This window comes from Providencia sp. PROV032 (genome assembly GCF_028484875.1).
GTDB classification, from domain to species: domain Bacteria; phylum Pseudomonadota; class Gammaproteobacteria; order Enterobacterales; family Enterobacteriaceae; genus Providencia; species Providencia rettgeri_E.
Genome location: NZ_JAMPSX010000016.1, coordinates 12034 through 35198, shown reverse-complemented (window position 1 = coordinate 35198; position 23165 = coordinate 12034). Strand labels below are relative to the sequence as shown.

Below are 23165 nucleotides of genomic sequence, written 5' to 3'. Positions count from 1 at the left end.
GTAGAAAGAGCCCATGCCACGGTGTTTTCTAACAACTGTTTACCTTGCGTTGTTAAAATGGATTCAGGATGAAACTGGAATCCACATACTCTATCGCTATCACTACGAACAGCCATGACCATGCCATTTGACTGGGCACAAATGGTCAAGCTTTCAGGAATTTGGCTACCAACAAGAGAGTGGTAGCGAGCCACGGATATTGGGTTTTCAAGATGATTAAACATGGCTAAACCATCATGTGTGGCGATTGATGATTTACCATGCAAAATTTCACCTGCGGCAGAGACGGTTCCACCATAGGCTTCTACGATAGCTTGGTGACCTAAGCAAATACCGATAACAGGAATTTTGCCTTTTACTCGCATTAAAACTTCTGGCATTGAACCTGCTTCGCTCGGTTTTCCTGGACCGGGCGATAAGACTAAAATTGGTGAAACCATTTGTTCTAATACAGATAAAATATGTTCTACATTGACGGTGTTGCGGTAAATAACCACGTTATGGCCACCTGCACGCAGTTGGTCTACAAGGTTATAAGTAAAGGAGTCAACGTTATCGAGCAGTAAAATGTTGGCCATTAGAATAACTCCTTAACTTGGTGTGCTTGGGCAATTGCGCGGATCACTGCACGTGCTTTATTACGGGTCTCATCGGCTTCGGCTTGAGGGACTGAGTCTAGAACGACGCCACCTCCCGCTTGTACAGTGGCAATGCCATTTTCTACGTAAGCAGAACGAATGACGATGCAGGTATCAAAATCACCATTTCCTTGAAAATATCCTACGGCTCCGCCGTATGATCCGCGGCGCTCTTGTTCATATTGCGCAATCAGCTGCATTGCTTTGACCTTTGGTGCCCCCGTTAAAGTCCCCATATTCATACAGGCTTGATATGCATGAAAAACATCTAAATCTTGGCGTAATGTTCCTACGACATGAGAAACTAAATGCATCACGAAAGAGTAGCGATCAACCTTAGTTAGATTGGCAACGTAACGGCTACCCGCTTCACAAATACGGGCTAAATCGTTGCGTGCTAGGTCAACTAACATAATGTGTTCAGCAAGCTCTTTTTCATCTGAGCGCATGGAAAGCTCAATTCGGCTATCTAAATCAAGGTCTAATTCACCTTGTGCATTACGGCCTCGAGGGCGAGTTCCAGCGATTGGGTAAATTTCCACCTTGCGGTTTTCTGTCGCATATTTGAGAGCACTTTCAGGCGAAGCGCCAAAAAGTGTGAATGCGTCATCTTGCATGTAGAACATATAAGGACTTGGGTTTTGTGCTTTGAGTTTTTGGTACGCAATCAAAGGATGCGAGCACGGCATCGTAAATTTACGAGAGGGGACAACCTGAAATATATCACCGCGGTATATGGCTTCTTTTAATGAGGTAACAACGTCCCCATATTTTTGGTCATTTTTGTTTATCGATACAGAAAAATCGGGCGCCGTTGCTAAAGGAAGCGCCGGTAAGAAAGGCCGGCACGAAGTAATAATTTGTGAGTGACGTTGCTTCACAGTTTCGACATTTTGCTCATTTTGCGTAAATAAGACACTTTTTAGCCGAGCAGCCTGATTTTGATGGTCGATCACTAAATAATGTTCAGCAACAAAAAAACAATAGTCAGGGCACTGATTAACGGTATTAACGCTGGGTAAATCTTCAAAACTGGCGACTAAATCGTAAGCAAATAGCCCACTAACAAACATATTTTCAGGTTTTGTTGAATAAGTTTGCGCGAGCGCGGGTAGCGCACGCAAAACATCCAAACAAGATGCAGCCTTTAGACGACTGTCTTCGTCTAAATCTGTTGCTGGCGGGTTAAAGGTTACCGTTAAGCTATTTTCTTGCAGGTTATGATGTGCGATTAAATCTATTAATTGCGCTAACAGTTTTGGCAGTAAAGCCTGGCCATTTGGCGTTAACGCTTCGATTTCAACTTTTTGACCAAAAGCACGAATACGCAGCGCACTGTTGACAACAAGCAAGCTTTGTAAGTTAGCTTTATTATTAATTTCAGCAGATTCCAACAGCATTGTTGATGGAACTTGATGACACAGATGATTAAATAATAATGTTGGATCAGGCTGATAATTAATTGGGCTATCCAGATACGTAAAATGTGCTAATGTGGTGCTTTGTTCGTTCATTTTGTTGCCTTACATTAATTTTTGACATTAAAAAACCCGCCGAGGAAGGGCGGGTCTGGCACTGAAACATACAATAACTATGCGCGTGCGGCTTCCGCCCAATTTGGGAAGTCACGCCACCAACGATTTGATAAGTTAAATAAAGTCATTGTATGCCTCACTGGATAAATTGATTATTTTCGGTTTTAGTTATCTTGCGTACTAGTTAACTGGATCATGATATTTATGTCAAGGACTTTGTTAATTTATTAGGAAAATAGTTTTTCATGGAAATTGGAGAAGATATCAATATGTCGACAACCTCGACGCCATTAGTGACTCGTTATGATTTGCATAGCCATACGACTGCTTCGGATGGTGAACTCACTCCTGCCGCGTTAATCGAACGCGCGATTGAAAAAGGGGTTAATATTTTAGCAATTACCGATCACGATACTTGTGAGGGGGTACTTGAGGCCCGCCGCTATCTTACTGAAAATGAAAGGCCAATTGAGCTCATCAATGGTGTTGAAATTTCGACGCTTTGGGAAAATATTGAAATACATATTGTGGGATTAAATTTTTCTCCTTCACATCCAGCTATGGTTGAATTGTTAAAAGAGCAATCTGAGCGTCGTTTCCAACGTGGTATTGAGATGGGCAGGCGATTACAAAAAGCAGGCATTGATGATGCGTGGGAGAACGCACAGCGCATTTCTGGTGGCGGGCAGGTAACACGGGCACATTTTGCACAATATATCGTGCAAATAGGAAAAGAAAAAACCATTAATAACGTGTTTAAGCGCTATTTATCAAAAGGGAAAACAGGATATGTCCCTGCGAAGTGGTGCACAATTCAAGCCTCCATTGACGCAATCCATGCAGCAGGCGGTGTTGCGGTATTGGCGCATCCTGCTAAGTATCAACTATCCAATAAATGGCTAAAACGGTTAGTTGCGTATTTTAAACAGTGTGAAGGTGATGCCATGGAAGTTTCTCATTGCCAGCAACCCCCAAATGAAAAACAATACTTAGCTGAATTAGCCAATAATGCTAGCTTACATACATCCGTTGGTTCAGATTTTCATCGACCATGCTCTTGGATAGAACTTGGCCGAAACTTATGGCTGCCTAACGATGATAATGCAGTTTGGACGCTTTGGAATGCGGTAAAAAGTAGCTAATCAATTGATGTATTAATAATGCGGTGTAAAATAATTATTATAAGTGATGATTTATTCTGAGTAGGTCATCTCATAGAATTAAGAGATAGTAGCATTTATAGGTATTTTTGCCGGATGATGCTGTCGATACCCAAAAATTAGAGGTATGTATGAGCCAGTTTTTTTATGTCCATCCGGATAACCCTCAAGCAAGACTTATTAGCCAGAGTGTTGAAATTCTGAATAAAGGCGGTGTGATTGTTTACCCTACAGATTCAGGGTATGCCATTGGATGCCGTTTAGAAGACAAAGATGCTCTGCAGCGTATCTGTCGTATCCGTCAGCTAGATGCTAACCATAATTTCACATTAATGTGTAGAGATCTCTCTGAATTATCGAACTACGCACATGTTGATAACACCGTTTTTCGTTTAATTAAAAATAATACGCCAGGTAATTACACCTTTATTTTACGGGCAACAAAAGAGGTTCCCCGGCGCTTAATGAATGAAAAACGGAAAACCATAGGTTTGCGTGTGCCGTCGAACCCGATTGCTCGGGATTTACTCGAAGCGGTTGGCGAACCGTTGATGTCAACCAGCTTGATTATGCCGGGTGATGACTTCACGCAATCAGACCCTGAAGAAATTCGTGATTTACTTGATAAACAAGTCGATTTAGTGATCCACGGTGGTTATATTGGGCAAAAACCGACAACGGTGATTGACTTTACTGATGATACACCGGTTGTGGCGCGAGTCGGAACTGGGGATCCAACGCCTTTTGAGTAAATATCACTATTGGAAAGTCTAAGGTTCAGTACTGAATTAAATAATATTGTATTGAAAGTGCGATATACAGATAAGTAATAGGGGTTCAGGACAAACCTGTGTATAATGCGCGGGTTTTCAAATTCATTGCTTTTTGGTGCGGTAAAAATCACGCACCAAAAAGGTATTTGACGCCTGTGAAGGCGACAGCAGAGGGTTACATGAGCGTAAAACCGCAAAAAACTGAAAAATTACAAAAAATCCTTGCTCGTTCTGGGCATGGTTCTCGTCGAGAAATCGAAACATTCCTGCAAGCGGGTCGCATTAGTGTTGATGGCAAAATTGCTACACTAGGAGACCGTGTTGAAGTTACACCCGCAACAAAAATTCGTTTGGATGGCCGTTTATTAGCGATCAAAGAAGCTGAAAAGGAAATCTGCCGTGTCATGGCTTATTACAAGCCTGAAGGTGAATTATGTACACGTCATGATCCTGAGGGGCGCCCAACTGTTTTTAATCGTTTACCACGGTTAACGGGAGCACGCTGGATTGCTGTTGGCCGTTTAGATGTTAACACAAGCGGCTTATTATTATTCACGACAGATGGTGAACTAGCGAATCGTTTAATGCACCCTAGTCGTGAAGTTGAACGTGAATATGCAGTGCGCGTGTTTGGCGAAATTAATGATGCAAAAATTCGACAGCTAATCAATGGCGTACAACTGGAAGATGGCCCTGCTTCGTTTAAAACGGTGTCTTACCGTGGCGGAGAAGGAATGAACCAATGGTTTAACGTCACTTTAACTGAAGGGCGTAACCGCGAAGTTCGTCGCCTTTGGGAATCCGTTGGCGTCCAAGTCAGCCGTTTAATCCGTGTGCGTTATGGCGATATTGATTTACCAAAAGGTTTACCTCGTGGAGGATGGACGGAGCTTGGTTTAGCGCAAACTAACTATCTTCGTGAGCTGGTGGAATTGCCGGTAGAAACGGAAAGTAAGGTTGCAGTTGAGCGTGACCAACGTCGTATTAAAGCGAACCAAATTCGCCGTGCGGTAAAACGCCATACACAAGTCGCATCACGTCCTGCATCAAAACGTCAGTCATCAAGAGCAACAGCGAAACGTCGCACTCGCATCTAGACTGATTGTAATTCTCTAATATTAAACACGCTGAGACCATCTCCCTCAGCGTTTTTTTTATCTAATGTATTGTCTATTAAAATATATTCGCTTTTATATGAGAGAAATGACCTTAGGGTAATGATTGAGTTGAACATAGCCTTATTAATAATAAGAAATTTAATGGTCTAGTTCACATTATGATGAAACCTATCAATAAAAGATAATATATATGAGATGCTCATCTCATTTTAATGTAATTAAAAGTCTTAGTATGACCCTTCTTGTGGGATGTGACTCACAAAATACTGGGTTGCTAACTGATAATAAAGACAAATTTACAGATAGACCTATTACTTACCCAGTTTATCCAGATAAATAAAGAATGGTTTAAGTGGATAAACTTGAATAAGGACAAAACATGAAAAAAATAACACTGACTTTGAGTGCGATTGCATTGGCATTAAGTTTTACCGCGACGTCTCAAGCTAAAATTCCGATGCCAGAAACCGTAAGCCCTGGCGTTACCGTTGTTGAACTTGCTCAACAGCAGCCTGTTAACTGGGTTTCTATCGAACAAATTAAACAAAGCCTAGAAGGGAAAGCCCCGATGGCTGTTGGATTTGATATCGATGATACGGTGTTATTTTCGAGTCCAGGCTTTTACCGTGGTAAATTAGAGTTCTCACCTAACGATTTTAGCTATCTCAAAAATCAACAATTTTGGGAAAAAATGAATAATGAGTGGGATAAATTCAGTATGCCAAAACAAGTGGGTATTGATTTAGTCAAAATGCACTTAGACCGCGGTGATACTGTCTATTTCATCACTGGCCGTACGAAAACCAAAACTGAAACAGTCACTAAATACGTTCAGGAAGGTTTAGCAATACCGGCAGATAAAATGCAACCTGTCATTTTTGCGGGTGATGAGCCAGGCCAAAATAATAAAGTAAGCTGGATGCGCGATCACAAACTTACCATCTATTATGGTGATGCTGATGCCGATATCGCAGCAGCACATGAGTTAGGTATTCGCGGTGTCCGTATTTTACGCGCTGCAAACTCTTCTTACCAACCATTACCAAAAGCAGGGCGCTTTGGTGAAGAAGTTGTGATTAATTCAGAATATTAATTCTGTCATGAGTCGAATGAAGAGGAGGTCAAACGACCTCCTTTTTAATCGTTACCAATTTTAGTTAGTGATCGCAGAATCAATAATCACTCGATTACCTGAAATGCTCCCAGTTGTCCCATTAGTGACGATAGGACTGGTAATTTTCGTGGTATTAGTAGAACTTAAGACTCCATATTGGTTATTAATACGGTTTTTTGAGTCAATAGTTAGGTTTTTACCGGCTATCACTTTACCAGAGTAGTTTTCTAATGAACCTACATCAAGCTTTTGGTTATTAGCGGCTGTAATTTGGCCATAATTATTATTGAGTGCTGCTTTGAGATTAATATCAACATCGTTACGCGCAGCTGCATTGTTATTTACATTTGCAGCAATAGAGCCATTGGTATTGTATAACGTATCACCTTTAACTTTTATCGTGCCATTATTGGTTTGTAGGCCACCATTTTGGTCTGTTAGGCCAAATTTAGCATTAACAAGTTTAAAGTCATTACTGTTATTGTTATTCAAATAACTAGTTTCAATGTCGAGATTATTTTCAGCATTAATTAAACCTGCTTGGTTATCAATATTATGCGCCTTGATTGTAAGATTATTTCCTTTAATGTAACCAGAACGATTGCTCATTGAATTAGTAATAATGACGGATTTACCATTATTCGAGATAATTTCTCCTGAGTTAGTGAGTTGATTTGCATTGATATTCATCAATCGGCCACTATGAATGGTCGATGTTCCTCCATTAGTGAGTGATACCGATGCATCTAAATTCATCTGGCCATTAATGGCATTTATTTCAGAATTAGTTTGCGTTAAGTTCATCGTACTGATGTCTGCATGGCGTTGTGCAATGATTTTGCTATTTGATGTGTTATCAATCGCGGATTGTGCGCTGATCTTGCTATCTCGTCCTGCAGTAATATTGGAGTTTTCATTTACAATACGAACGGCATTGATCGTGATATCACGTCCGGCATTGAACCCTTTTACTGGATCATTTGGATTGGCGAGATTATCCCTGTTGTAAATTATATTCATGGAGTGAATGTTCATGTCACCTTTAGTAGACTGAACTATGCCATTATCATTTACAAATGAATCGGAAAGCGTATTGACATTCTGTTGAGCAATTATTGAACCACGATTATTACTTAGTGCCCCTAATGTACTTAGATTAATATCATTGTTATAGGATGTGATATCGCCATTATCGTTATTAATCGTTCCCATTCCTGCAACAGTGATATTGACGTTTTTATTACCTGCAATACGGCCGTTATTGGTAAGGCTTGCTGCTTTAATATCTATATCACCTCCTGCATTCATATTACCATTGGTATTATTCACCGTTCCTGCGGTATCAATAGAAATCGCGCCATTATAGGTACCGATATCCCCTAAATTACTGACACCGACACCGGTTTCAGTCGCTATTAAAGAAATTTTATTGGCATACATACCACCAATCGATGAAACATCAATCCCAACAATGGGTTTTGTTCCAATCGCAGTAGCAGTGCCCGTCACTTTCCCAGTTGAATTGACGTGATTGTTTCCCGCTATCACATTAAGGCGCTGCGTATCAATAATGCCATTAATGGCCACTGAACGCGCAATTAAATCAGTTGGAGAATTGGTATCTAATGAGCCATTGATAGCAACTTTACCTTGCTGCACATTATAGTTAGCAATGGAACCATCATTTGCTAGCTCTACTTTACCGGTTGTCAATGTTGTACGATTGGTGTTGATAAAGCCACAGTTGTTACATGTAACACCGGATGCATTAGCAACGATTACTTGTGCTTTGCCACCGGCAACCTCAATCATGCCATTTAATGTGGTTGCCGCATTTGAATTTACTTCGTTTAAGATAACTTTAGCTCGCCCGCCGGCAACATTGGTATTGCCACCAATTTTGCCGCCAATGAGGGTATTAGAATTTTTTGCACTGTTATTTAAAATAACGCCTTTTTGGTCAACATCAAATTGGCTATAGGTATTATGGGAAACACCTGCTTGGCTTGGTTTATTAATATAAACGACAGTGGGTCCATTACCTTGATTTAATATACCAGCACCATTAGTTGGTGTAATTTCTGCTTGAGCAATAGTCGTGGTTCCAACAATTATTGAAACACATAAAAAGAGGGGGTTAAATTTCAACCTGGTGAAACTTAAATGAGAATTTGGAACGTTTTTCATATATATCCCTTAAAATAAAATAGAAAAATCTAAGATAACTAACAATCCATTATTGCAGTTTAATTATGCTTAAATAGAAAACTAAATAAAATTAATAATGTTAACATGGGTAAATATATCGTTATTGATTGTTAATTAACTAAAACTGAATAAAAGCGGAATAATATCTACTGTTATAGGTTAATTTGTTTTTAATCAATGTATTAACTTTACTCAGATTTAGTCTGTTAGGTGGATTTTACTCACGTAGCAATACGTAATCATTTTAATTTGCGAGGGAGAGGGAACAAATAGCATTAATTATTTTTATATTTATTCTTAATCCTTATAAAATAATTTCGATAATTAATATATAAAAGTTAGCAAAAAGCTCACTCATCCAAAAAATATTTTCAATCTGGGGGGTACGCTAAATTAGTGTTGTTAATGATAAATGCTAAATAATAATTTTATAAGTTAACTAATAGTATAGTTAACTTATAATTAGCGAATAGTTCATAAGTGTAATAATAAAAATATTACTATTGCACTCTATTATCGGATTATTACCAATCAATCCCTTTTTGAGCTTTAATTCCAATATCAAACGCATGTTTCACAGGGCGCATTTCTGTTACTGTATCGGCTAACTCAATTAAGTCTCGGTGGCAACCTCTGCCGGTGATCACGACAGATTGATTGGCTGGGCGGCTTTGCAATGCTTGGAGCACTTCTGCTAAAGCGAGGTAATGATAACTCACCATGTAGGTTAGCTCATCTAAAATGACTAAATCGTACTGAGGATCGCTTAACAATTGCTTGGCGTGCTGCCATGTTTCCATACAGGCAAGGGTGTCTGTTTCTTTGTTTTGAGTTTCCCATGTGAACCCGGTTGACATAACATAGAAGGGAACCCCTTGAGGTTCGAGTAATTCACGTTCACCATTATCCCAGCCACCTTTAATAAACTGAACAACGGCCGTTTTTTTACCATGACCTACCGCGCGGCAGACTGTGCCAAAAGCAGCGGTTGTTTTGCCTTTCCCATTTCCAGTAAAGATAATCACGATACCCCGTTCAATTTGTGCAGCTTCAATTCGGGCATCCACTTTTTCTTTTAAACGTTGCTGGCGTTCTTCGTGTCGGCTTTGAGACATTGTTTTTTACTCCGCAGCACCCGGTTTTCGCCCTGGTTGAGCATCATAGCTTCCCCCTGTTTTACGCAGGCTATCATCACCCATTAAATAGATATAAATAGGCATGATATCAGAAGGGGTTTTTAACTTAAGAGGATCTTCGTCAGGGAATGCACTTGCTCGCATTGAGGTTCGTGTGCCGCCTGGATTAATACAGTTTACTCGAAGATTGCTCTGCTTGTATTCTTCGGATAATACTTGCATTAAACCTTCAGTTGCAAATTTGGAGACGGCATAGGCTCCCCAACCCGCGCGACCTTGTTTACCTACGCTTGAACTGGTAAAGATTAAAGAGGCATTAGGTGCTTTGAGCAATAGAGGGAGTAAAGCTTGAGTTAGCATAAACGTAGCATTAACATTTATTTGCATAACATCATGCCATAGGTCACTAGGCTGCTCAGTGATAGGGGCAACCACACCAAGTATTCCAGCATTGTGCAAAACGCCATCCAGATAAGGTGCAATAGAGGTAACTTGCGAGGCGAGTGCATGGCAGTCATCAATCGTTGCAGTTAATAAATCTAGCGTAAAGTACGGTGCAGTTTTTCCACCAAAAGCGGTTATTTCATCACTCACGGATTGTAATTTATGCTGTGTTCGACCAACAAGGATAAGTGATGCACCATAGCGCGCATAAGTGAGAGCTGCTTCACGGCCAATGCCATCACCGGCACCCGTTACGAGGATCGTTTTACCTTTCAATAGGTCTTGTCTAGGCTGATATTGGAGCATATTCTTTCCTACTATTGTGATTAGTATGTAAGGTTATCATCGCACTGATTGTGATAATTGGCTAATCTAACATAGTTATTAACGAAGTTTGTCGCGCTAACTCTGTTTTTTTCTGGTTGTTTGCGCGTAATCGTGAGATTATTTTTATATTTAAGATAAACATCAAAAGGATCAGATTGTGGAGTATTTCTCATTATATGGGCTATTTTTAGCAAAAGTCGTCACAATTTTGGTGGCGATAGTTTTGCTAGCTGTTTTTGTGTTTGGTGCAGGCATGCGTCGCCAAGGGACAAAAGGTGCTTTGAAAATCACAGACTTAGGTGAAAGTTATCGTGAGCGCCAACGCCAAATGCAACAAATTAAAATGAATGAACCAGAACATAAAGCGTGGTTGAAGGCATTTAAAAAACAGCAGAAAGCAAAATCAAAAAGTGAGAAAACAGGGGCTAAATTAGGCCAGACAGGGGTTAAAAAGCCTTGTTTATATGTATTAGACTTCAAAGGTAGCATGGATGCCCGTGAAGTCACGTCTTTACGTGAGGAAATCAGTGCCATTCTTGCAGTTGCTGACCAACAAGATGAGGTATTGCTAAGACTTGAAAGCCCTGGAGGAATGGTTCATGGGTATGGTTTAGCGGCTTCACAATTATTAAGGATCAAAGAAAAAAATATCCCGCTGACTATTGCGGTCGATAAAGTTGCGGCGAGTGGCGGATACATGATGGCTTGCATTGCAGATAAAATTATTGCAGCGCCATTTGCCATTATTGGTTCGATCGGCGTTGTCGCTCAAATTCCGAACATTCATCGGTTATTAAAAAAACATGATGTTGATGTTGAACTTCATACTGCGGGTGAATACAAACGAACATTGACCATGTTAGGTGAGAATACGGAGCAAGGTCGTAAGAAGTTTGTCGAAGATTTAAATTCAACACATGAATTATTTAAACAATTTGTTCATCAAAACCGCCCATCCTTAGACATTTCCGCAGTGGCAACAGGGGAGTATTGGTATGGTTCACAGGCGCTTGATAAAGGACTTGTGGATAATATTGGTGTGAGTGATGATTTTATTATTAATGCGATTGATACTAAGGAAATAGTGAGCATTCGTTATGTATTAAGTAAAAAAATGATGGATAAGTTTATGGGAAGCGCGGCAAAGAGCGTGGATAACTTATTATTGCGCTGGTGGCAACGCGGACAAAAACCACTCTTGTAACTTTGAGTTTCGCCTAGCGAATAAGCGTTTTTAAATCTACTATTAAATTACCGGCTTGTTAGCCGGTAATTTTTATATAAAGAGCAAACGTGTTAACTAGTTATTATCACTCAATTGGTATTGTTCTGATAGTACATGAGCAAGGTGTTTGTACATATTAAAAGCAGCTGTACTTTTTAAAGTGGGAATATTGTTCTCATCTAAGAAGAACTCGCCTTTAAATACCAGTGTACCTCGATGTTGCTCAACGGTATCAACAAACATACCATGGATGTAATCATCATGTTTCTTTATGATATCATTAGCTTTTTCAAGTAACTCTTTCTTTGTGATGAATGGTAAACTGTCTTGCATACGTTGGTTTCCTTGAAAAAATAATTGGTTGCTTCTAGCATTTTATCAGGTAGAGTGTGTGGTTTTCAATTGTGGTTAAACATCTTTATATGGTTAAAATCAGTCAACTAGAAGACTCTTTGTGCCTTTTAGAATAACGTGATTGAGTTTATAAGTTTTGTTTCAACACAAATAATTGTTTAAAAATATATTGATATATTGTGATTGTGTCGCAATATAAAAAAGAGATCCTCATTTTGCGCATTTTAATGTAGAAATGCGCCATTATTGATATTTAGGTAAAGGTAAATATGGGTAAAGCTCTTGTTATAGTGGAGTCCCCGGCAAAGGCCAAAACGATTAATAAGTATCTTGGCAGTGGCTACGTTGTAAAAAGCAGCGTTGGCCACATTCGTGATCTGCCGAAAAGCGGCTCTGGTTCACAAACCGGCTCACAAAAGAGTACAGGCTCATCTACCGACAAAACAAAGAAAGTAAAAAAAGATCCGCGTGATGCATTAGTTAAGCGCATGGGGATTGACCCTTATCAGGGTTGGAAAGCGAATTATCAAATTCTACCTGGTAAAGAGAAAGTAGTTTCTGAACTTAAATCACTGGCGGAGGATGCAGAACACATCTACCTCGCAACGGACTTGGACCGCGAAGGGGAAGCCATTGCGTGGCATTTACGCGAAGTGATAGGTGGAGACGATTCTCGTTTTAGTCGTGTTGTATTTAATGAGATCACTAAAAATGCGATCACTCAGGCATTTGATAGCCCTGGGGAATTAAATATAGATAGAGTTAACGCACAACAAGCGCGTCGTTTTATGGACCGAGTTGTGGGTTACATGGTTTCTCCACTGTTGTGGAAGAAAGTGGCTCGTGGCTTATCTGCTGGTCGCGTTCAATCAGTTGCAGTAAAACTGATAGTTGAACGTGAACGGGAAATTAAAGCTTTCGTTCCTGAAGAATATTGGGAACTGCATGCCGACTTAGCCGATAAAGATATCGCTAACTTACGTATGGAAGTCACGTCACAAGGTGGTAAGGCATTTAAGCCAGTCAATAAAGCGCAAACAGAGGCGGCGGTTAAATTACTGGAAAATGCCCGTTTTGCGGTTGTTGACCGTGAAGATAGACCGACATCCAGCAAACCGAGCGCTCCGTATATCACGTCAACGCTACAACAAGCTGCCAGTACCCGTTTAGGCTTCGGCGTGAAAAAAACCATGATGATGGCTCAGCGTCTTTATGAGGCGGGTTACATCACCTATATGCGTACTGACTCAACAAATTTGAGTCAAGATGCACTCGACATGGTTCGTGGTTATATTAATGATAATTTTGGCGCTAAATACCTGCCAAAAGATGCCAATGTTTATAGTAGTAAAGACAATTCGCAAGAAGCGCACGAAGCCATTCGTCCATCTAGTGTCGATGTTTTACCTGAGTCACTAAAAGACATGGAGAACGACGCGAAAAGGTTGTATCAATTAATTTGGAATCAGTTTGTGGCTTGTCAAATGACACCTGCGAAATATGATTCAACAACCTTAACAGTCAAAGCAGGGGATTTTGAACTAAAAGCCAAAGGGCGTACTCTGCGCTTCGATGGTTGGACGAAAGTCATGCCTGCACTGCGTAAAAATGATGAAGACAAAACGCTGCCACCAATACAAGTTGGTGCGGAGTTGTCTCTGGTTGAGCTATTGCCTAGCCAACACTTTACTAAGCCGCCGGCACGTTTTAGTGAAGCGTCCTTAGTTAAAGAGTTAGAAAAGCGTGGTATTGGCCGTCCTTCAACATATGCAGCGATTATTTCGACGATCCAAGACAGAGGTTATGTCAAAGTTGAAAACCGTCGTTTCTATGCAGAAAAAATGGGTGAAATCGTCACCGATCGTTTAGAGGAAAACTTTAACGACCTGATGAACTACGATTTTACTGCACGCATGGAAGACCAGCTTGACCACGTGGCTAATCATGATGCTGAGTGGAAAGCTGTATTAGATGAATTCTTCTCTGATTTTAGTAAGCAGCTAGATATTGCTGAAAAAGAGCCAGAAGAAGGGGGAATGCGCACCAACCCAATGGTAATTACCTCAATCACTTGCCCTGATTGTGAGCGCCATATGGGTATTCGTACCGCATCAACCGGGGTATTTTTAGGTTGCTCTGGTTACGCATTACCACCCAAAGAGCGTTGTAAAAAAACGATTAACCTTATCCCTGAAGACGAAGTCCTTAATGTCCTTGAAGGGGATGATGCGGAAACTAACGCATTAAGAGCCAAACGTCGCTGTCCAAAATGCGGGACAGCGATGGACAGCTATTTGATTGATAATGGCCGTAAATTACACGTTTGTGGTAATAACCCTGCGTGTGAAGGTTATGAAATCGAAGAAGGCGAGTTCCGTATTAAGGGTTATGACGGCCCGGTCATTGAGTGTGACAAGTGTGGTTCAGAAATGCACCTGAAAATGGGGCGTTTTGGTAAGTACATGGGTTGCACCAACGAAGAGTGTAAAAATACGCGTAAAATCTTACGAAGTGGTGAAGTTGCACCACCGAAAGAAGATCCAGTGCCATTACCAGAACTTCCATGTGAAAAATCTGATGCGTATTTTGTGTTACGTGATGGGGCTGCTGGCGTTTTCCTTGCGGCGAATACATTCCCTAAATCACGAGAAACACGTGCGCCATTAGTGGCAGAATTACAGCGCTTTAAAGACCGTTTACCTAAAAAGTTCGCTTATTTAGCTGAAGCACCAGCTGAAGATGGCGAAGGTAACCCAACTATCGTCCGTTTTAGTCGTAAAACGAAGCAACAATATGTTTCTTCAGAGAAAAACGGCAAAGCAACGGGGTGGAGTGCATTCTACGTTGACGGTAAGTGGGAAGTAAAAGAGAAGTAATAGTTCTCTTTTGTTTTCAAGAAAAAAAGCCAATCACTTAATTTGATTGGCTTTTTTGTTAACTTGTCAATTTCATATCAATACCTATCGGTGAATAACCCACTGTTATACTGTCATTTCCTTTATTTCTTATCGCTCACTGTGATATAGCCGCCAATTTTTAACTAAACTCAAATGTAGCACCAAAGTGATAACTAATTTGTGTTAACTTAAGATAGAGTTATTGTGGTTATCAATTGGCAGTAATAATCCTTACCTTGATAAAATATTTAGGTAAGTCGATGGAATGATAGATAAAAGTTATCCACCGGAGGCAAAATGAAGTTAAAAATGTGTTTACTGGCTGCATTATTGACAGCGGGGACAGCATACGCTGCTCAATCTACTGTTGTATTAAAAGAAGCAACCCCAACAGGTGATGGTAAAGCAATAGGTGAGGTTGTTATCTCAGAAACAGAATATGGATTACTATTTACGCCAAAATTAACGGGCCTACAAGCAGGCATTCATGGGTTTCATATTCATGAGAACCCAAGCTGCGAACCTGCAGAAAAAGACGGTAAATCGGTACCTGCACTAAAAGCAGGTGGCCATTTAGACCCCGCTAAAACAGGTGTCCACAAAGGCCCTTATGATAACACAGGGCATTTAGGCGATTTACCCGGCTTAGTTGCTGATAGCCAAGGTAATGCCAATTATGCGGTACTAGCGCCACGTTTAAAATCACTCAAAGATGTTCAAGAGCGCGCATTGATGGTGCATGTGGGTGGAGATAACTATTCTGATACCCCAGAGGCGTTAGGCGGCGGTGGGGCTAGAATGGCCTGCGGCGTCATCAAATAATACGCGTCATATTTCAAGCTGTGGCGTTGTTAGCTGCGCTTGCTAACCCTAGTCACATACTTATGTATGCTCCTAGGGCTTAGCGCCGCTTGCTGCCTAGCCACAACTTGAACTATTTAGCGTATTGTATTGATTATAAAGTAGTTTAAAAGACAGTATTGCATTGATTAGAATATGATTTAAACAGCAGAATTGTTAGGGCTCAGCGCCGCTTAATGCCTAGTCATAAAAAGAAGGCTCACGCTAAATTTCGAGCCTTCTTTTGTCATTGATAAATTACCAAATACGAATACGTTGCTCTGGCGCCAAATACAGATCGCTATTTTTATCAACATCGAATGTTTCGTACCAGTCATCAATATTGCGTACTACGCCATTTGCGCGGAATTGGTTAGGGCTATGAGGGTCCGTCATAATCTTATTGCGTTCAGATTCTTTATTTGACAGTTCTTGCCATGTACGAGCCCAAGCAATGAAGAAACGTTGTAACCCAGTTGTTCCGTCAATAATTGGAGCCTCACCATTTGGATAGTTTTCTTTGGCGAATTGTTTATAAGCGCTTAAGGCAATATTTAACCCGCCAAGATCACCAATATTCTCCCCTAATGTAAGTTCACCGTTCACCTTTAAGCCATCAACAGTAAATCCGTTATATTGCTCAACAAGCTTAGCGGTCTTCTCTTTAAAGTGGGTTTTAGCGCTTTCACTCCACCAATTACGTAACTGCCCGGTTCCGTCATATAAACTGCCTTGGTCGTCAAAACCATGGCCCATTTCGTGGCCGATTACAGCACCGATTGCGCCGTAGTTATAGGCTGGGTCAACATTAGGGTCAAAGAAAGGGGCTTGTAAAATCGCAGCGGGGAACACAATTTCGTTTTGAACAGGGTTGAAATAGGCATTAACTGTCTGTGGTGTCATACCCCATTCCCATTGACGAACCGGCTGGCCAATTTTGCCAATCATATCATCATATGACCAAGCTAAAACTTGCTTATAATTATCTAATAATGAATCTGGCTTAAGGTTAATTGCACTGAAATCATTCCATTGATCTGGATAACCCACTTTAACGGTGAATTGTTCCAATTTTTTAAGGGCTTCTTGGCGAGTCGGCTCATCCATCCAGTCATTAACTTTTAAGCGTGAATTAAATGTTCCTCTCACATAACTAACCAAATCTTTAATTTTTTCTTTCGCTTGTGGGTCGAAATATTGTTCGACGTAAATTTGACCTAACGGTTCACCTTGGAGAGAGTTAACGGTTTGCAAAGCGCGTTCTTGGCGGGTGCGTTGTTTTTCAATACCATTAAGTTTCTTCGAATAAAAATCAAACTGCGCATCAGCTATAGTTTGGTTTAAATAACGCGCGTGTTCACTAATGTATTGAAAGGTTAAGTAATCTTTTAGTGTTGAGACGGGAGTTTCTGCAAAAATTTTTGCAGTTTGTTCCACTGCGCTGTCGGTTTCAACGACCACTTTTGCAAGTTGTTTATCTGTTAACTTGCGGCTAGTAATAAAATTATCCCAATCAAATCCTTGGGTATGGTTTTTCATTTCAGCTAAGGTCATTGCATGGTAATTTTTGATGGTGTCACGGCGCGCCTCAGGGCTCCAGTGTACAGTTGCAATCGCTTTTTCTAAATCAAAAATTTTCTGTGCTTTTTGTGTCACATCTTTTTCACCCGCCAGCTTTAACATGGTAGCGATATAAGCAATATAACTTTTTCGAATATCTTCCATTTGCGGTGTGTTATCGAGGTAATAAGTACGATTAGGCAGGCCTAGACCACCTTGGCCGATATAAAGTACATAGGTATCAGGTGCTTTGGCATCTAAGTCTACCCAATAAGAAATCAGTGATTTATAGTCTGGTTGGGTCATTAACTTGCTAATATCATTATGGTCTTTAGCGTTAGTAATGGCATCTAAATCAGATTTTATTGGGGCAATACCCGCTTGCTCGATAGCTTTTTCATTCAGGTAACTGAGGTATAAATTTCGAATATTTCGTTGATTATGAGTGAGTTTGTTTTCAGGGATCTGCTGTAGTTGGTCAACAATTGATTGAATTTGTTTTTCTGTGTTTAAATATAACTCCACAAAAGAGTTAATGCGTGGCATACCGGTAGGAATTTGCGCTTTATTTATCCAATCGTCATTAACATAACGATAAAAATCATTTCCGGGTTCAATTACATCAGATAAAACAATTTTTTGTTGTCCATAAGTGACTTCTTTCGCCAATAGCGTAGGGGCAAAAGAAATCGTTGACATACCTATTAGCAAAGCCAAAACATTCAAACGCATGTAACCACCTCTCTTCGTTGAGAATTACGATATCCACTTCTAATACGTTAAACCTTGCAGTGAGGGTCTTGCAAAATTCATTTCACTTATTGAACCACATAATGAAATAAAGTTAATCCGTCTTTGCAGAATCTTACTGCCTTTCACCGTTGTGAATAGCATTTAGATGAAATTTTATCATCATACTGTTTATTCTTATGATAATGATGCTATATTTGTTATATCAAACAAACCCATTATAACTTTTAGTTATATTTAATATTCTTTAGCTATAGATAGCAAAAGCACATTATTCATGTATGAGGTAGACTGAAATATGAAATTGCAGCAATTACGTTATATTGTTGAAGTGGTTAACCATGACTTGAATGTCTCCTCAACTGCTGAGGGGCTTTTTACGTCGCAGCCCGGTATCAGTAAACAAGTGCGGATGCTTGAAGATGAGTTGGGGATCCAAATTTTTGCACGTAGCGGTAAGCACTTAACGCACGTTACCCCTGCAGGGGAAGAAGTCGTGCGGATCTCTCGCGAAGTGTTATCAAAAATAGAAGCGATCCGCTCGGTTGCAGGGGAACATACTTATCCAGATAGAGGCAGCTTGAGTATTGCCACGACACATACACAAGCACGCTATGCTTTACCTCCGACAATCAAAGGCTTTATTGAACGTTACCCACAGGTTTCATTACACATGCAGCAGGGGTCACCAACGCAAATCGCTGAAGAAGTTTGCAAAGGTAACAGTGATTTTGCGATAGCAACCGAAGCATTACACCTTTATAACGATTTGATTATGTTGCCATGCTACCATTGGAATCGCTGTGTGGTTGTGCAAAAAGGCCATCCACTTGCGGAGAAAAAAAATGTCACTATTGAAGATATCGCTGAATATCAAATTGTAACCTATACCCATGGGTTTACTGGTCGTTCAGAATTAGATGTAGCATTTCAGAAGATTGGCCTTGAGCCCAAAATTATTTTTACTGCAACCGATGCCGACGTGATCAAAACCTACGTTAGATTAGGGCTAGGGATTGGTATTATTGCGAGTATGGCCGTTGACCCGGTGAGTGATAGCGATTTAGTTGTGATTGATATGCGTGATAAATTCAGCTACAGCACAACCAAGATCGGTTTTAAACGCATCAGTTTCTTACGCAGTTATATGTATGATTTTATGTGGCGCTTCGCACCTCATTTAACGCGAGATGTCGTTGATAAAGCCGTTGCCATTCGTAACAATGAAGAAATTGAAGAATTCTTCAAAGATATGAAATTACCTATCATATAATTTTTTTATACTTCTGTTTTGCCCGAACGTATCAATAAAAACCCTAGTGACTGTATTTCTGGGGTTTTTATTGTCAACACACCAGTCGGGTATCGCGTAATTTGAATAAACTTATTTTCTGGTTTATTTCCCTTCTTATCTCAAATTTCCTATTATTAATAGAGAAAATTTCAATATTTGGCACAAAATCTATAAATCAAATCTCTAGAGCAACTATGATTACAATTGGTTAACAAAAAATAATGGTGGTAAATACACATATTGCCATAGCCATAAAAACCAAGGAGGAGTTATGTCGTTGAGACTAAAAACAACGAGTGCCTCGACACTCAATGTTGGAAACAAGCAGTATAATTACTTCAGTTTAGCACTAGCTGAAAAAAAGCTCGGTTCGGGAACTAAGCTACCTAAGTCATTAAAAGTCTTACTCGAAAACCTATTACGCCATATTGATGGGAGCTCAGTTGTCGAACAAGATTTACAAGCTATCATTGACTGGCAAAAAAACGCGCATGCAGATAGGGAAATTGCGTATCGCCCAGCCCGTGTTCTTATGCAAGATTTTACGGGTGTTCCTGCTGTTGTTGACCTTGCCGCGATGCGTGAGGCGGTTAAATCACTCGGCGGTAATGTTGAGCAAGTGAACCCGTTGTCTCCTGTTGATTTAGTGATTGACCACTCGGTGATGGTGGATGAGTTTGCTACCCAATCTGCTTTTGATGATAACGTTGAAATTGAAATGGCGCGTAACCATGAACGTTATTTATTTCTTCGTTGGGGGCAAAAAGCATTTAACCGTTTTCAAGTGGTGCCGCCGGGTACCGGTATCTGTCATCAAGTTAATTTAGAATACCTTGGTAAGGCGGTATGGTATGAAGAAATTGACGGTAAATTATATGCTTATCCAGATACCTTAGTCGGGACAGACTCCCATACAACCATGATCAATGGGCTCGGTGTACTAGGATGGGGAGTTGGTGGTATTGAAGCTGAAGCCGCGATGTTAGGCCAACCGATTTCAATGCTGATCCCTGATGTTGTGGGTTTTAAATTAACCGGGAAATTATCTGAAGGGATAACGGCAACCGACCTTGTATTAACCGTAACACAAATGTTACGTCAACATGGCGTGGTGGGGAAATTTGTAGAATTTTATGGTGATGGCTTAGCTGATTTACCATTAGCAGACCGTGCAACGATTGCAAATATGTCACCTGAATATGGCGCAACTTGTGGGTTTTTCCCGGTTGATGAAGTGACACTGTCTTATTTGCGTTTAACAGGCCGCAGTGACGATGAAATTGCGCTGGTGGAAGCTTATAGTAAGGAGCAGGGGTTATGGCGTTATGCAGGTGACGAACCTATTTTCACCAGTACACTTGAGTTAGATATGTCAACGGTGGAGTCCAGCTTAGCAGGGCCTAAACGCCCACAAGACAGAGTGGAACTTAGTCAAGTGCCAAAAGCATTTCGCGGTGCGGTAGAGTTAGAAGTTAACAAGAAAATTCAATCAAGCTATCCTTCTGTTAAATATCAAAATAAAACCTTTGAGCTCACTGATGGCGCTGTCGTTATTGCGGCAATTACATCTTGTACAAATACGTCAAACCCAAGTGTATTAATGGCAGCAGGGCTATTAGCAAAAAAAGCCGTTGAAAAAGGCTTAGTCCGTCAGCCGTGGGTTAAATCATCATTGGCACCGGGCTCTAAAGTGGTTACTGATTATCTTGCGGTTGCGGGTTTAACACCGTATTTAGATAAACTTGGATTTAACCTTGTTGGGTATGGATGTACAACTTGTATCGGTAACTCAGGCCCATTACCAGAACCAATAGAAGAGGCGATTAAACAAGCAGATCTTACCGTTGGTGCCGTGCTGTCGGGTAACCGTAACTTTGAAGGGCGAATTCACCCACTGGTGAAAACCAACTGGTTAGCATCACCGCCTTTGGTGGTTGCCTATGCGCTGGCAGGGAACATGAATATCAACTTGAAAACCGATCCTATTGGGGTCGATAAATCCGGTAACGATGTTTACTTGAAAGATATTTGGCCATCCAGTGCTGAAATTGCGCAAGCTGTGCAGCAAGTTAAAACAGACATGTTCCGTAAGGAATATAGTGCGGTCTTTGAAGGTGACGATGCTTGGAGAGCATTACAAGTTGAAAGCTCTTCAACTTATCATTGGCAAGAAGACTCGACTTATATTCGCCATCCACCTTTCTTTGAAGGTATGCAAGTGCAGCCAGCACCGGTCAAAGATATTCATGGCGCAAATATTTTAGCTATCCTCGGCGACTCGGTTACTACTGACCACATTTCGCCTGCGGGGAATATCAAAAAAGAGAGCCCAGCTGGGCGATATCTGCAAGAGCACGGTGTTGCTGTCACAGATTTCAACTCTTATGGTTCGCGTCGTGGTAACCATGAAGTAATGATGCGAGGGACATTTGCAAACATTCGTATTCGTAATGAAATGGTTCCAGGTGTTGAAGGGGGATATACCTTGCATATCCCTACAGGCAAACAGATGGCGATTTATGATGCGGCAATGTTGTATCAACAAGAAAATAGACCATTAGCCATTATCGCAGGTAAAGAATATGGTTCTGGTTCTAGCCGAGATTGGGCTGCGAAAGGGACGAATTTATTGGGTGTACGCGTCGTCATTACTGAATCATATGAACGTATTCACCGTTCTAATTTGATTGGTATGGGGGTTATACCTTTGGAGTTTAAAGATGGGGTCTCTCGCAAAACACTCGGTTTAAAAGGTGATGAACGCATTGATGTCATTGGGTTACAGTCAATTACCCCAGGTCAGGATATCACAGTGAGAATTACTTATGGCAATGGTGATATAAAAGAAGTTATCACTCGCTGTCGTATTGATACGGCAACGGAGATGGATTATTACCGTCATGGGGGGATTTTGCATTATGTGATAAGGCAGATGCTACATTAGTCATTAAACCATCACACTTAAACGCCTGTAAGATTGTATCCTACGGGCGTTTTTGTTTTTTAATATTTAATCTTATTTATCAATCTTGTTTTTTCTCAATATTTTTGATGGCAATCTACGTTATGGTGTGCAATAGACGGTAAATTACAGGAGAAAATAGTCGCTACTCGGCTAGATGAAAATAGGGTGAATTTCGCCATAAATAAGTTTCTTTGTGCAAAATGATTGAATGTAATGGCTTTAGTACAGGTCACCATGTGACAGAGCTTATCGAAAACACTATAAAGGAAATGAGTATGGCAGATATCAATGAAACCGATTTCTATAAAGGGGCGTTGTGGGCAGCAGATATCTTATTAACCACATCCCATTTTGATGGCGCGAACGAAGAGGTTCGTGACATTTTGGAGCACATACCTAACTTATATTCTATTGTGATGAGAACACCTGAAACGGAAGTTCATGATTTGCGTCTATATGCAGACAAAGAATTTCCACTGGGCTTAAATGCAGATTACACCACTATTACGATTACACCATTACAAGACTTCTTTGATATTTTGCCAATGCCAGATCAAAACCCTGAAAGTATTACGGTTGAAGTTGATTACTGGGGAGTAGTTGCAACGACATCTGCGGGTAAACAAGATTTGTTAATTGCAGGCCTAGCAACGGCAGAACAAGCAAAGCATTATGCCCAAACTTTAACTCAACAACTTGAATTGCAAAGAGCAAAATAGCGAAGTGGCGATAAGTTAGGCGATTTGAGTACCATTATTCAACAAAAATGGCAAAAAACCGCAATACTGTATTTATGTACAGTGATGCGGTTTTTTTTAACTGAATGA

The 23165-nt window shown here is 40.5% G+C and carries 16 protein-coding genes, 1 pseudogene and 1 other annotated feature; of the genes and pseudogenes, 10 read left to right on the top strand and 7 right to left on the bottom strand.

Going from position 1 to position 23165, the window contains the following annotated elements; translation table 11 throughout:
- Nucleotides 1–8 precede the first annotated feature (8 nt).
- Nucleotides 9–578, bottom strand: a pseudogene (locus tag PSF42_RS11850) (glutamine amidotransferase-related protein); the annotation flags it as partial.
- The gene (locus PSF42_RS11845; protein ID WP_272680063.1) at nt 578–2152 is read right to left on the bottom strand and encodes an anthranilate synthase component 1; all 1575 of its coding nucleotides are present in this window, start codon (nt 2150–2152) and stop codon (nt 578–580) included. The gene PSF42_RS11845 and the pseudogene PSF42_RS11850, both read right to left, overlap by 1 nt.
- Nucleotides 2153–2178: 26 nt before the next feature.
- Nucleotides 2179–2280 (bottom strand) — a sequence feature (Trp leader region).
- Between the two features lie 162 nt (nt 2281–2442).
- On the opposite strand from PSF42_RS11845, the gene rnm reads away from it, so the two are divergent.
- The 4 genes from rnm to aphA all read left to right on the top strand — a co-directional run bounded on the left by rnm (nt 2443) and on the right by aphA (nt 6317).
- Nucleotides 2443–3315 (top strand): RNase RNM, encoded by an 873-nt coding sequence (gene rnm / locus PSF42_RS11840; protein WP_272680121.1) that lies wholly within the window; start codon nt 2443–2445, stop codon nt 3313–3315.
- Nucleotides 3316–3464: 149 nt separating this feature from the next.
- Nucleotides 3465–4085, top strand: a complete 621-nt coding sequence (locus PSF42_RS11835) for an L-threonylcarbamoyladenylate synthase (RefSeq protein WP_125893127.1) — start codon at nt 3465–3467, stop codon at nt 4083–4085.
- A 200-nt stretch (nt 4086–4285) separates the two neighbouring features.
- Nucleotides 4286–5203 carry a 23S rRNA pseudouridine(2605) synthase RluB gene (gene rluB, locus PSF42_RS11830; protein ID WP_272680062.1) on the top strand — a complete coding sequence of 306 codons (918 nt, stop codon included), beginning with the start codon at nt 4286–4288 and terminating at the stop codon, nt 5201–5203.
- Nucleotides 5204–5603: 400 nt separating this feature from the next.
- Nucleotides 5604–6317, top strand: coding sequence for an acid phosphatase AphA (gene aphA / locus PSF42_RS11825; RefSeq protein WP_125893131.1), 714 nt, complete (start codon nt 5604–5606; stop codon nt 6315–6317).
- 60 nt (nt 6318–6377) lie between these two features.
- On the opposite strand, the gene PSF42_RS11820 is transcribed toward aphA, so the two are convergent.
- The 3 genes from PSF42_RS11820 to PSF42_RS11810 all read right to left on the bottom strand — a co-directional run bounded on the left by PSF42_RS11820 (nt 6378) and on the right by PSF42_RS11810 (nt 10432).
- Nucleotides 6378–8525, bottom strand: coding sequence for a two-partner secretion domain-containing protein (locus PSF42_RS11820; protein ID WP_272680061.1), 2148 nt, complete (start codon nt 8523–8525; stop codon nt 6378–6380).
- Between the two features lie 545 nt (nt 8526–9070).
- Nucleotides 9071–9661, bottom strand: a complete 591-nt coding sequence (gene cobO, locus PSF42_RS11815) for a cob(I)yrinic acid a,c-diamide adenosyltransferase (protein WP_272680060.1) — start codon at nt 9659–9661, stop codon at nt 9071–9073.
- Between the two features lie 6 nt (nt 9662–9667).
- Nucleotides 9668–10432, bottom strand: coding sequence for a YciK family oxidoreductase (locus PSF42_RS11810; RefSeq protein ID WP_272680059.1), 765 nt, complete (start codon nt 10430–10432; stop codon nt 9668–9670).
- Nucleotides 10433–10610: 178 nt separating this feature from the next.
- Here PSF42_RS11810 and sohB point away from each other — a divergent pair, with 178 nt between their 5' ends.
- The gene (gene sohB / locus PSF42_RS11805) at nt 10611–11657 is read left to right on the top strand and encodes a protease SohB (RefSeq protein WP_125893139.1); all 1047 of its coding nucleotides are present in this window, start codon (nt 10611–10613) and stop codon (nt 11655–11657) included.
- A gap of 96 nt (nt 11658–11753) precedes the next feature.
- Here sohB and PSF42_RS11800 read toward each other — a convergent pair whose 3' ends face one another.
- Nucleotides 11754–12011, bottom strand: a complete 258-nt coding sequence (locus tag PSF42_RS11800) for a DUF2498 family protein (protein WP_102138622.1) — start codon at nt 12009–12011, stop codon at nt 11754–11756.
- A gap of 290 nt (nt 12012–12301) precedes the next feature.
- Between PSF42_RS11800 and topA the strand changes: the two genes are divergently transcribed.
- Together topA and sodC are read left to right on the top strand one after the other, a co-directional pair.
- Nucleotides 12302–14908 (top strand): type I DNA topoisomerase, encoded by a 2607-nt coding sequence (gene topA / locus PSF42_RS11795; RefSeq protein ID WP_125893141.1) that lies wholly within the window; start codon nt 12302–12304, stop codon nt 14906–14908.
- A gap of 318 nt (nt 14909–15226) precedes the next feature.
- Nucleotides 15227–15751, top strand: a complete 525-nt coding sequence (gene sodC, locus PSF42_RS11790) for a superoxide dismutase family protein (RefSeq protein ID WP_125893143.1) — start codon at nt 15227–15229, stop codon at nt 15749–15751.
- 276 nt (nt 15752–16027) lie between these two features.
- Here the strand turns inward: sodC and PSF42_RS11785 are convergent, their stop codons facing one another.
- Nucleotides 16028–18061: a M13 family metallopeptidase gene (locus tag PSF42_RS11785; RefSeq protein WP_125893145.1), complete on the bottom strand. Its 2034-nt coding sequence runs from the start codon at nt 18059–18061 to the stop codon at nt 16028–16030.
- A gap of 316 nt (nt 18062–18377) precedes the next feature.
- Here PSF42_RS11785 and cysB point away from each other — a divergent pair, with 316 nt between their 5' ends.
- From cysB to PSF42_RS11770, 3 genes are all read left to right on the top strand, one after another.
- Nucleotides 18378–19352 carry an HTH-type transcriptional regulator CysB gene (gene cysB / locus PSF42_RS11780; protein WP_272680058.1) on the top strand — a complete coding sequence of 325 codons (975 nt, stop codon included), beginning with the start codon at nt 18378–18380 and terminating at the stop codon, nt 19350–19352.
- A 292-nt stretch (nt 19353–19644) separates the two neighbouring features.
- A complete protein-coding gene (gene acnA, locus PSF42_RS11775) occupies nt 19645–22317 on the top strand; it encodes an aconitate hydratase AcnA (protein WP_272680057.1) in 2673 nt (890 codons plus the stop codon).
- Between the two features lie 296 nt (nt 22318–22613).
- Nucleotides 22614–23057: a hypothetical protein gene (locus PSF42_RS11770; protein ID WP_272680056.1), complete on the top strand. Its 444-nt coding sequence runs from the start codon at nt 22614–22616 to the stop codon at nt 23055–23057.
- The last annotated feature ends 108 nt before the right edge of the window (nt 23058–23165 follow it).